The sequence below is a fragment of the Micromonospora sp. NPDC048169 genome, assembly GCF_040652815.1.
In the GTDB taxonomy this organism is placed as follows: Bacteria; Actinomycetota; Actinomycetes; order Mycobacteriales; family Micromonosporaceae; genus Micromonospora.
In genome coordinates, this window is sequence record NZ_JBEZMS010000008.1 from 32702 (window position 1) to 45313 (window position 12612).

The 12612-nt window shown below is 76.5% G+C and carries 4 protein-coding genes; all 4 read left to right on the forward strand.

All coding sequences use genetic code 11. From position 1 onward, the window contains the following. The first annotated feature begins 211 nt into the window (after positions 1-211). The 4 genes from AB0D28_RS09625 to AB0D28_RS09640 are packed head-to-tail and all read left to right on the forward strand — an operon-like array spanning position 212 to position 12583. Entirely contained in the window at positions 212-3673 is a 3462-nt protein-coding gene (locus tag AB0D28_RS09625; RefSeq protein ID WP_357384011.1) for an AMP-binding protein, read from the forward strand. Next, a complete protein-coding gene (locus AB0D28_RS09630; protein ID WP_357384013.1) occupies positions 3670-6780 on the forward strand; it encodes a thioesterase domain-containing protein in 3111 nt (1036 codons plus the stop codon). The genes AB0D28_RS09625 and AB0D28_RS09630 overlap by 4 nt, the downstream gene beginning before the upstream one ends. Next, the gene (locus AB0D28_RS09635; protein WP_357384015.1) at positions 6777-9083 is read left to right on the forward strand and encodes a lantibiotic dehydratase; all 2307 of its coding nucleotides are present in this window, start codon (positions 6777-6779) and stop codon (positions 9081-9083) included. The genes AB0D28_RS09630 and AB0D28_RS09635 overlap by 4 nt, the downstream gene beginning before the upstream one ends. Then, a complete protein-coding gene (locus AB0D28_RS09640) occupies positions 9080-12583 on the forward strand; it encodes an amino acid adenylation domain-containing protein (protein ID WP_357384017.1) in 3504 nt (1167 codons plus the stop codon). Before AB0D28_RS09635 ends, AB0D28_RS09640 begins: the two co-directional genes overlap by 4 nt. The last annotated feature ends 29 nt before the right edge of the window (positions 12584-12612 follow it).

Genomic DNA, 12612 nt, shown 5'->3' on the forward strand with positions numbered 1-12612 from the left:
TCTACGCGCTAGAGGGATGATCGGACGAATTCCTCCATCCGACGTTCCAGGGTGCCTTCCTCCCTTCGGGTCAAGCCTGATCGGCCCCCTTCCGGCCCGGGCTGTGAGCCATATTCTGCTTCCAATGTGAAGTCCTGGGGGGGATCAATGATCACATTCGTCGATCGCTGCTGCGTGCCTGTCGTCTGTGGAGCACAACCCGCTTCCTGACATGGCAGAGACGATGATCATCAATCGTTTCGGCGCGATCTCGGCGGTCCACGGCGGACGTCCGGCCCTTCTCGGTGAGACCCACGAGGTCACCTACACCGAGCTGGCCGGGGCGGCCGGCGGGCACGCTGCCGTGTTCGCCGCCGCGGGCCTGCGCGCCGGAGACCGGATCGCGCTGCTCACCGCACACGGCACACCGACCGTGGCGGCGCTGCTCGGCGCCCTCGCCGCCGGGTGCGCGTACGTGCCGCTGGATCCGGGCTTCCCCGTCGCGCGGCTGCGCCACATGGTCGACGCCGCCGGGGTCACCGTCGTGGCCTGCGCCGCCGAGCACCGCGACCTCGCGTCCACGCTGGCCGGTGGCCGTGCGGTGGTGCCGCTGGACGAGGTGCCGCCGGCCCCGCTGCGCCCGGTCGCCGCCGACCCGGACGCGCTCGCGTACGTGCTGTTCACCTCCGGCTCCACCGGCGTGCCCAAGGCGGTCGGGCAGACCCACCGCAACCTGGCCCACCTCGTCGACAACCAGATCGCCGCGCTCGGCGTCGGCCCGGACGACCGGCTCAGCCTGCTCGCGTCGTTCAGCTTCGACGCCGCCATCCCCGACCTGTACCCGGCGCTGCTCACCGGCGCCGCAGTCGTACCGGTCGACCTGCGCCGCCAGGGGCTCGCGCACGCCGTCGAACAGCTCGACCGGCACCGCGCCACGGTGCTGCACTGCACGCCCACCGTCTACCGCTTCCTGCTCGACACGCTCGGCGCGCGCCGGCTGCCCACGGTGCGGGCGGTACTGCTCGGCGGTGAGCAGGCCACCTGGACCGACGCGGCGCGCGGCCGGGACCGGTTCGCCCCCGGCTGCGTGCTCGTCAACGGCTACGGCGCCACCGAGATGACGTTCGCCGCCCGGCACGCGCAGCAGCTGTCCGAGGTGGACCCGGACGCCCGCGGGCCACTGCCGGTGGGCACCGCCTTCCCCGGCTACCGGCTGGACCTCGACCCGGACACCGGCGAGATCGTGGTGCACAGCCGCCACCTCGCCCCCGGCTACCTCAACCAGGACAGCGACCGCTTCGGCGTCGACGCCGACGGGGTGCGGTCGTACCGCACGGGTGACCTGGGCCGGCTGCTGCCCGGCGGGGAGCTGGTCTGCCTCGGCCGGCTCGACCGGCAGGTCAAGGTGCGCGGGCACCGGGTCGAGCTGACCGAGATCGAGGCCGTGCTGTCCGCCCAGCCCGGCGTCGCGGGCGTCCGCGCCGTCGTCCGGGCCGGCGAACTGCTCGCGTACGCCCGCCCGGCCGGCGCCCGCCCCGACCCGGTGGCGCTGCGCGCGGCGCTGATCGCCGCGCTGCCCGACTACGCGGTGCCCCGCGCGGTGGTGGTGGTCGACGAGTTCCCGCTCACCGTCACCGGCAAAATCGACGAGCGGGCGCTGCCCGACCCGGTCACCGAGGTGCCGGCCGAGGAGGCCCCGGCCACCGAGACCGAGCGCGCCGTGCACGACATCTGGTGCGCGGTGCTGGGCCGCGACGCGGTCGCCCGCACCGCCAGCTTCTTCGACGTGGGCGGGCAGTCGCTGCTGCTGGGCCAGGTGCAGCAGCGCCTCGCCGAGCGGTTCGGCGTACGGCTGCCGATGCTGCGCCTGTTCGACCACCCGAGTATCGCCGCCCAGGCGGCGCTGCTGGACGCCCCGCCCGAGGCGGTCCGCGCCCCGGTGCTGCCCGCGCCCGCCGCGCCGGTCCGCGCCGCCCGCGAGTACACCGGCGACGAGATCGCCGTGGTCGGCGTCGCCGGGCGGTTCCCCGGCGCTCCCGACGTGGCCACGTTCTGGTGGAACCTGTGCACCGGCGTCGACTCGGTGCACGACCACACCGACGAGGAGCTGGCCGCGCTCGGCGTCGGCCCGGCCCTGCGCGCCGACCCCCGGCACGTCCGCGCCACCGGCCGGCTCGACGGGGTGGCCGACTTCGACGCCGAGTTCTTCGGCTTCGGCGCCGACGAGGCCGCCCGCACCGACCCGCAGCACCGGCTGTTCCTGGAGACCGCCTGGGAGGCGCTGGAGGACTCCGGGCACGACCCGGCACGCTTCCCCGGCCTGGTCGGCGTCTACGCCGCCACCTCGGCCAACCGCTACTTCCTGTTCCACCTGATGGACAACCCGGCGGTGGTCGGCGACGTCGACCCGGACGACTGGGAGGCCCGGCTCGTCGGCCGCCAGTTCACCGACCACCTGCCCGGTCAGGTGGCCTACCGGCTCGGCCTGACCGGCCCGGCGATGGCCGTGCAGAGCGCCTGCTCCAGCTCGCTCGTCGCGGTCTGCGTGGCCGCGCAGAGCCTGGCCGACTACCAGTGCGACCTGGCGCTGGCCGGCGGCTCCACGGTGATGTGGCCCCGGCACCGCTCGGGCGGGCTCGCCTCGCCCGACGGCCGGTGCCGCGCCTTCGACGAGGCCGCGAACGGTTCCGGCTTCGGCTCCGGCGCTGGCGTTGTGGCGTTGCGCCGGCTCGCCGACGCGCAGGCCGACGGCGACCGCATCTACGCGATCCTGCCCGGCTGGGCGGTCACAAACGACGGCCCGGACCGGGCCGGCTTCGCCGTGCCCGGCCCGGCCGGACAGGCCGCCGCCGTCGCGACCGCGCTGGCCACCGCCGAGGTCGCACCCGGCGAGGTCCGCTTCGTCGAGGGCCACGGCAGCGGTACGCCGCTCGGCGACGCCATCGAGGTCGCCGCGCTGCACGAGGTGTACGCGGGCGCCGCGCCCGCCGACTCCACGGCGCTCGGCTCGGTGAAGACGAACATCGGTCACCTCGACGCGGCCGCCGGCATCGCCGGGCTGATCAAGACGGTGCTGGCCGTCCGGCACGGGGTGATCCCGCCGAACCTGCACTTCACCCGCCCGCACCCGGAGATCGACCTGGCCGCCGGACCGTTCTACGTGCCCACCAAGGCGCGGGACTGGCCGGACGACGCGCGCCGGGTCGCCGGGGTGAGCGCGTTCGGTCTGGGCGGCACCAACGCGCACGTCGTGGTGGAACAGCCACCGCCGGCCGAACCGGCCGACCCGCCCGGCGAGGGGCCGTGGCTGCTGCCGGTGTCGGCGCGTACCCCGGCAGCGCTGCGGGCCGCGCTGGAACGGCTGCGGGCCCACCTGGCCGGGGCCGTCCCGGCGCTGCCCGACGTGGCCGCCACGCTGGCGCTGGGCCGGCGGGCGTTCGCCCACCGGGCGGCGGTGGTCGCCGCCGACCTGCCGTCCGCGCTGTCCGCGCTGGACGTGCTGCTCGACACCGGCGCCCGCCTCGCCGGTGACGGCGGGCCGCTGCGCGAGACGGCCGCCGAGTGGGTCGCCGGGCACGACGTCGACTGGCACGCGCTGCACCCCGAGGGCACGGTGCGCCGCACCGAACTGCCCACCTACCCGTTCCAGCGCCGCCGGCACTGGATCGACCCCGTGCAGAAAGGTCCACGGTGAACTGGTTCGTCTCCGCCGGAAGCCGACCCGAGGCGCCGGTGCGTTTGTTCTGCCTGCCCTACGCCGGAGCGGGCGCCAGCGCGTTCCGGCGCTGGGCGGACGAGTTCGGCGCCGGTGTCGACGTGGTGCCGGTGCAACTGCCCGGCCGGGAGAACCGGATCACCGAGGACCCCCGCTTCCACGTCGCCGACGTGGCCGACGCGATCGCCTCCCGCGCCGACCGCCCGTACGCGATCTACGGCCACTCGATGGGCGGACGGCTCGGCTTCGACGTGGTCCGCGAGCTGCGCCGCACCGGCCGCCCGCTGCCGCTGCGGCTCTATGTCGGCGGCGCCCGCGCCCCGCACATCGACGGGCCTGGTCCGTTCGACGGGTTGTCCCGGGCGAGCGACGAGGAACTGCTGCGCCGCCTCGGCGACGGCGGCGGCCTCCCCGCCGAACTGCTCGACCACCCCGAGCTGGTGGAACTGCTGCTGCCGCTGCTGCGCGCCGACTTCGACCGGGTCGACAGCTACCGCCACGTACCGGGCGAGCCGCTGCCGGTGCCGATCGTCGTGTTCGCCGGCCGTACCGACCGGGCGGTCAGCCGGGAACAGAGCGCCGCCTGGGCCGACCACACCGCCGCCGGGTTCGCCCTGCACGAGCTGGACGGCGGGCACTTCTTCCTGCACGACCGGCTGCCCGAGCTGGCCGCGCTGATCCGGGCCGACCTGACCGCCGCGCCAACAGACACCCGCCCCGGCACGCCGGACGCGGGTCCGGACCCGGTGCGCGCCGCCGGTCGCGGGACCGCCGGCGCCGCGCACCGGGTTCCGCTCGGCGACACCGGCTGGTCGGTGTGGCGCGACGCGGTGCTGCGGACCACCGGCTTCCCGGCCGGCGGACTGGAGCTGTTCAGCGCGCCCCGGGCCGCCGCGGCGGCTGACGAGCTGCTGGCCACCGGCGCCGGTGCGGACCGGTTCGACAAGGAGTTCGAGGAGGCGCTGCGCGCCGGCGCGCAGCGGTTCAGCGAGCTGGCCGCCGACCCGCTGCTGCGCGAGGCGGTCACCTGGCAGAACCGGGGCGCGCTCGTCGCCTTCGACGGGCTGGTCCGGGGCGGCGCCGACGCGGCCCGCAACGTACGCCGCCGGGACCGCGAGCGGGCGCTGCTGAAGTACTGGCAGCGCTATTGCGGCAAGAACGAGACGGTCGGCTTCTTCGGCCCCAGTTGCTGGGTCGCCGTCGATCCCGCACAGCTGGAGGTTGCCCTGGTCAACCCCGGCGAGAGCCTGACCCGGCGGCGCTGGGTGTGGTTCGAGTCGTGGGCGCTGTCCGCGTACGCCGAACGGATCGGCGCGGACCCGGCGGTGCGGCGGTGGTGGCCGCCGATGCTGCGGGCCCACCTGGCCGTCCGGGACCGGGACGTGCTGCGGCCCGGCCGCCCGCCGCTGACGCTGACCCCGGTCGAGGCGGCGCTGCTGCGCGCGGCCGACGGCCGGCGGGCCGCCGCCGACCTGGTGGCCGACCCGGCGATCGGGCTGCGCCGCCCGGAGGACGGGTACGCGCTGCTCGACCGGCTGGCCGAGCGGGAACTGATCACCTGGGACGCGGCCCTGCCGGTCAGCCCGGACGCCGAGCGGGTGCTGGCCGCGCGGATCGACGCGATCGGCGACGAGCCGGCCCGCGCCGCCGCCCGCGCCGGGTTCGACCGGCTGCGCGCCGCCCGCGACGCGGTGGCCGCCGCGGCCGGTGACGCGGACCGGCTGCGTGCCGCCCTGGACGCGCTGGACGCCACGTTCACCGAGCTGACCGGCGTGCCCGCGGTACGCCGGGCCGGGCAGATGTACGCCGGCCGCACGGTCTGCTACGAGGACAGCGCCCGGGACCTCGACGTGGTGTTCGGCGCGCCGCTGCTGGCCGAGCTGGCCGCGCCGCTGGACGTGCTGCTGCGCGCCGCCCGCTGGCTTGCCAACGCGCTCGCCCGCGCCTACCTGGACGTGCTGCGCGGCCTGTACGAGGAGCTGCGCGCCGAGTCCGGCGCCCCGGTGCCGCTGGCCGACCTGTGGTTCCTGGCCCAGGGCATGTTCTGGGGCGACGGGGAACGGCCGGTCGACGCGGTCGCGGCGGACTTCGCGGCCCGCTGGGCCGGACTGTTCGGCCTGGACACGCTGCCCGCCGGCACCACAGACGTGCGGCTGCGCGCGGCCGACCTCGCCGACCGGATCGACGCGGTGTTCCCCGGCACCGGTCCGGAGTGGTCCAACGCCGCCATGCACAGCCCCGACCTGCAGATCTGCGCCACCGACGCGGACGCGCTGCGGCGCGGCGACTACACGGTGGTGCTCGGTGAGCTGCACGCCGCCTGGTCGTCGTTCGACTGCGCCGTGTTCACCCCGTCGCACCCGGACGTGGAACGGCTGCGCGACGCGCTCGCCGCCGACCTCGGGCGGCGGCGGGTCCGGCTGCTGTTCCCGGCCGACTGGCCGCGGCGGACCAGCCGCACCGCCGAGTCGCTGACCGGCCCGACCGACAGGCACCTGGCGTTCCTCGACGCGCCCGGCGCCGACCCGGCCCGCGTGCTGCCCACCGTCGGCCTGGTCGTCGACGAGGTGGACGGCGAACTGGTGGCCACCGCCACGGACGGGCAGCGCTGGCCGCTCGTCGAGATCTTCGCCGAGCCGCTCAGCGCGCACGCCGTGGACGGGTTCAAGCTGGTCGCCGCCGCGCCGTACACGCCCCGCATCACCGTGGACCGGCTGGTGCTGGCCCGGCAGACGTGGCGGACCACGGTGGGCGAGAGCGGCCTCGCCGTACCGAACGGCGAGCGGGACCGGTTCCTCGCCGTCCGGGACTGGCGGCGCCGCCTCGGCCTGCCCGAGCAGGTGTACGTCAAGCTCGGCACCGAGACCAAACCCTGCTTCGTGGACCTGTCCGCGCCGGCGTTCGCCACCACGCTCTGCGCGATGGTGCGCGCCGCCCGGGTCGACGGCGGCGACGACGTGTCGTTCACGGTGAGCGAGATGCTGCCCGGCCCGGAGCAGGCGTGGGTGCCCGACGGCCGGGGCCGCCGCTACTTCAGCGAGCTGCGCCTGCACATCACCGACACCGGGCGGGAGGACCACCGGTGAGCCACCTGCTGCCCCTGGGCGACACCGGCTGGTCGGTGTGGCGGGACGTGGTCCTGCGTACCGCCGGGTTCCCGGCCGCCGGGCTGGACCGGTTCGCCGCGCCCGACTGCGCCGCCGCCGCGGACGCGCTGCTCGCCGGCGACACCGGCGCCGAGGTGTTCGGCAAGGCCCTGGCCGACGCGTTCGCGGAGTCCTCCGCGGTGGCCGGTGAGCTGGCCGGCGACCCGCTGCTGCGCGAGGCGGTGACCTGGCAGAACCCGGACATGCTGATCGCGCTGGACGGGCTGCTGCGCACCGACCCGGGGGTGCGCAACGTCCGCCGCCGCAAGCGTGAACTGAGCCTGCTGCGCTACTGGCAGCGCTACTGCGGCAAGGCCGAGACCATCGGCTTCTTCGGCCCGGTCTGCTGGGGCACGTTCGACACGTCCCGGCCCGGCGTGACCACCGTGCCCGGCGAGACGCTGGTGCACCGGCGGCGGGTCTACTTCGAGGCGTGGGCGCTCATCGCGTACGCCGACCGGCTCGCCGACGACCTCGCGGTGCGCCGCTGGTGGGCGCCGGCCCTGCAACCCCACCTGACCGTCGCCGGGCGGGAACTGCGCTGGCCGATGCACCCGCCGATCGCGCTGACCCCGGTCGAGGCGTTGGTGCTCGGCGCCTGCGACGGGCGGACGCCCGCGCTGGATCTGGCGCGGCGGCTGTGCGACGCCGGTGAGGTGCACAGCGCCGACGACGTCTACCTGCTGCTCGACCGGTGGGTGGAGCGCGGCCGGCTCAGCTGGGGCGCGAACCTGCCGATCGCGCCCGACGCCGAGCGGGTGCTCGAAGCGCGGATCGCCGCGATCGGCGACGAGCCGGTCCGCGCCGCCACGGCGGCCGGGTTCGGCCGGCTGCGCGCCGCCCGCGACGAGGTGGCCGCCGCGGCCGGCGACCCGGACCGGCTCGGTGCCGCGCTCGCCGCCCTCAACGCCGAGTTCACCGCCGTCACCGGCCGCCCGGCCACCCGGCACAGCGGGCAGATGTACGCCGGCCGCACCGTCTGCTACGAGGAGACCGCCCGCGACCTGGAGTTCCGGATCGGGTCGGCGGTCGTCGAGGCGCTCGCCGAGCCGCTGGCGGTGGTGCTGCGGACCGCCCGCTGGTTCACCGCCGAGGTGGCCACCCGCTGCGGCGAGGTCTTCGCCGAGCTGCACGAGGAACTGGCCGCCGACGGCGAGCCGGTGCGGCTGGCCGACCTGTGGCTGCTGGCCCAGGGCACGCTCATCGCCCCGGACGGCCCGATCGGCCGGGCCGGGGCCACGCTCACCGCGCGCTGGGCCGAGCTGTTCGGCCTGGCCGACCTGCCCGCGGGGCAGGCGGAGCTGCGGCTGTGCGCGGCGGACCTGACCGAGCGGGCCCGGGAGCTGTTCCCGGCCGAGACGCCCGGCTGGCCGTCGGCCCGGCTGCACAACCCGGACGTGCAGCTCAGCGCCGCCTCGCCGGAGGCCGTCGAGCGCGGCGACTTCCTGCTGGTGCTCGGCGAGCTGCACCCGGCGTCCGTCGCGTTCGACAGCGCGGTGCTCAGCCCGTTCCACCCGGACCCGGCCGCGCTGCGCGCCGACCTCGACGCCGACCTGGGCCCGGTGCGGCTGCGGGTGCTCTGGCCGGACAGCTTCCCCCGCCGCACCACGCGCACCACGTACGCGCTGACCGGCCCGGCCGACCGCCAGCTCGGCATCGACACCGCGCACGGCGCCGACGTGGATCGCCTCGTCCCGGCCACCACGGTGCTCGTCGAACGCACCGGCGACACGCTCACCGCGGTCTTCCCCGACGGCGCCCGCTGGCCGCTGATGGAGGTGTTCGCCACGCTGCTCGGCTCGCTGCTGCTGGACGCGTTCAAGCTGCTCGGCGCCGCCGCGTACACGCCCCGCATCACCATCGACCGGCTGGTCGTGGCCCGGCGTACCTGGCGCACCACGGCAGGGGCGTGCGGGCTGGGCGGCCACCCCGACGAGACCGCCCGCTACCTGGCGGTACGCCGCTGGCGCGCCGAGACCGGCCTGCCCGAGCGGGTGTTCGTCAAGGTCGGCACCGAGATCAAACCCTGCTACGTGGACCTGACCGGCCCGCTGTACGCGCAGTCGCTGTGCGCGATGGTCGACGCGGCGCTGCGTACCGGCCCGGACGTGCCGGTGGTGGTCTCCGAACTGCTGCCCGCACCCACCGAGGCGTGGGTGCCCGACGCGCGGGGCCGCGGTTACGTCAGCGAACTGCGCCTCCAGATCACCGACCCGGCCGAGCACCTTGGAGCACTCCGGTGACCGACACCCTGACCGCCGGCGTCGTCCACGGCAGCGACCTGCCCTGGCCGGACGCCACCCTGGCCGACCTGATCACCGCGCAGGCGGCCCGTACCCCGGACGCGGTGGCGGTGCGCCAGTGGGACACCCGGCTCACCTACCGGCAGCTCGTCGACCGGGCCGCCGGGGTGGCCGCCGCGCTGCGCGAGCACGGCGCCGGCCGGGGCGACCGGGTCGGGGTGTGCGGCGCGCGTACCCCCGACCTGGTGGTCACGGTGGTCGGCGTGCTGCTCGCCGGGGCCGCGTACGTGCCGCTGGAGCCCGGCGGCCCCCGGGCCCGGCTGCGCGGCATCGCCCGCGACGCGGGCGTCCGCCTGGTGGTCGGCGACGCGGCGGCGGCCGAGTTCGGCGACGAGCCCGGCGTGACGGCCTTCGGCCTGCCCGGCCCGGCTCCGCTCGTGCCCTGCCCGGCCCGCCCCGGCGACCCGGCGTACGTGCTGTTCACCTCCGGCTCCACCGGCCGCCCCAAGGGCGTGCTGACCACCCACCGCAACGCTGTCGAGTTCGTCACCGGCGTGACCGCGCTGACCGGCGCCGACGCCTCGGTCCGCAGCCTCGGCATCGCCTCGCTCGGCTTCGACGCGGCCACCATGGACCTGTTCGTGCCGCTCACGCTCGGCGGTGCGGTGCAGCTGCTCGGCGCCGACGACCGGGCCGACCCGGTACGGCTGGCCCGGTTCGTCGCCGAGCACGAGGTGACCTGGGGCTTCATCACCCCGACCGTGCTGGCGTTGCTGGACCCGGCCGCGTTCCCGACGTGGCGGGTGCTGCTCTGCGGCGGCGAGGCGGTCCCGGCCGAACTGGTCGCCCGCTGGGCGCCCGGCCGGCGGTTCCTCAACGGCTACGGCCCGACCGAGACCACGGTGCTGGCGGTGACCTGCGACCTCACCCCGGCCGACACCGACCCGATGCCGATCGGCCGGCCGCTGCCCAACCACCGGGCGTACGTGGTCGACGCCGACCTGCGGCCGGTGCCGGCGGGAGAGACCGGTGAGCTGCTGATCGGCGGGCCCGGCCTGGCCGACGGCTACCTCAACCGGCCCGGCCTGACCGCCGGGCGGTTCGTGCCCGACCCGTTCGGCGACGTCCCCGGCGAACGGCTCTACCGCACCGGCGACCTGGTCCGGCAGGGCCCGGACGGCCGGATCGTCTATCTCGGCCGCGCCGACCGGCAGGTCAAGGTGCGCGGCCAGCGCATCGAGCTGGGCGAGATCGAGGCGGTGCTGGCCGCCCACCCGGGCGTCGAGCGGGTAGCCGTGGAGGCGGTGCCCGGCCCGGCCGGCGCCGAGCTGGTCGCGTTCCTCACCCCGGCCGGGGCGCCGGACCACGACGAGCTGCGGGCGTACGCGCACACGCGGCTCACCACCGCGATGCTGCCCGCCCGGACGGTGCGGCTGGACGCGCTGCCGGTCAGCGCCACCACCGGCAAGCTGGACCGGCCGGCGCTGCGCGAGCTGGCCACCACCGCCCCGGCCACCGTGGACGACGCGCCCGCCGACGACGACCCGGTGACGGCGGCGGTCCGGCGCGTCTGGACCCGGCTCCTCGGCGCCGCGCCCGCCCCGGACAGCGACTTCCTCGCCGCCGGCGGCAACTCGATCGCCGCGATGCGGCTGGTCGCGGCGCTGCGCGCGGAACTGGGCCGGCACGTTGACACGCGGGTGCTGTTCGCCGACCGCACGTTCGCCGCGCTGGTGGACCGGGTCCGCGCCGCCGACCCCGCCGACGCCGACGGGCTGACCACCGGCAACCCGCCGACGCTGTCCCCGCCGCAGCGGCGGCTGTGGTTCATGGACCAGCTCGCCCCGTCCAGCGCGCCCTACAACATCGCGGTCGCGCACCGGCTGCGCGGGCCGCTTGACGTCCCCGCGCTCGGCGCCGCGCTGCGGGCCGTCGCCGAACGGCACGACGTGCTGCGCTGGCGCATCCCGTGCAACGGCGGCGTGCCGTACGCGGTCCGCGAGGAACCGACCGACGTGGCGGTGCCGGTGGTCGACCTGACCGGCTCCGCCGACCCGGACGGTGAGCTGGCCGGCATGCTCGCGGCCGGCGCCGGGCACGCGTTCGACCTCGCCACCGGCCCGCCCTGGCAGGTGACCGTGTACCGGCTCGCCGCGCGGGAGCACGTGCTCGCGATCACCGTGCACCACGCGGTCTTCGACGGCTGGTCCGAGGCGCTGCTCTACGACGAGCTGGCACTCGCGTACGCCCGCGCCCTCGGCCGGTCCGTGCCGGGCCGCCCGCCGCTGCCCGCCACGTACGCCGACTACGCGGTGTGGCGGGCCGACCGGGACCGGCGCCGGGGCGAGACGGACCTGGCCTGGTGGACCGCGCACCTGACCGGCGCGCCGACGGTGCTGGACCTGCCCCGCGACCGTCCCCGCCCGGCCGTGCAGACGTACGCCGGGTCGGAGGCCGCGGTGCGGCTGGACGAGACCGCCGACCGGGCCGTACGCGACCTGGCCGCCCGGCGCGGCACCACTGTCGCGGCGGTGCTGCTTGCCGCGTTCGGTGAGCTGCTGCGCCGGGTCACCGGCGGCGACGAGCACGTGCTCGGCGCGATCGTCGCCGACCGGCGACTCGCCGCGTTCGACGAGGTGATCGGTTTCTTCATCGACACCGTGCCGGTGCGGGTCCGCTCCGGCGGCGCGAGCTTCGCCGAGCAGGTCGACCGGGCCGCCGCCGAGCTGCACGAGGTCACCGCCCACCCGGGCGCGCCGCTGGAACGCATCGTCGAGACGCTCGGCGTGGGCCGGGACACCTCCCGTGCCCCGCTGGTGCAGGTGCTGTTCAACGTGCTCAACTTCGTCGCGCCCCGGCTGGCGCTGACCGGCCTGGCCGTCGAGCCGGTGCCGGTGCCCAAGCCCGGGTCGCCGTTCGACCTGACCGTCTACGTGGTGGAGCGCGACGGCCGGGCCGGCGTCGAGGTGGTGCACAACCCGGACCTGTTCGAGGCCGACCGGATCGAAGCACTCCTGGCCGACCTGGCCGCGCTGGTCGGCGCGCTCGCCGCCGACCCGGACACGCCGGCCGCCGAGGTGGCGCCCGAACTGCCCCGCCCGGCGGTGCGGGTCGCGGCGCTCGGCGCGATGACGGTCGCCACCGCCGAACCGGCCCGCCCGCCGTTGCCCGCCGGCTCGGACGCGCTCACCGGGACCGAGGAGCTGATCGCCGGGATCTGGCGGGACGTGCTCGGCCGCGACGCGGTGGGCGTGAGCGACAACTTCTTCGACATCGGCGGCCACTCGATGGCCCTGGCCGCCGTGCACGCCCGCCTCACCGAGGCCACCGGCCGCTCGGTCACCATGCTCGACCTGTTCCGCCACCCGACCGTACGGGCGCTCGCCGCAAGCCTCGACGGGGCCGCCGACCGGCCGGAACTGGCCCGCGCCGCGATGCGCGCCGCCGCCCGGCGGGGCCGCGCCCGCCGGACCCCGCCACCCCGCCGACCTCACCAGTGACGCGATCCCTTGTGAATGAAGGAACCCCC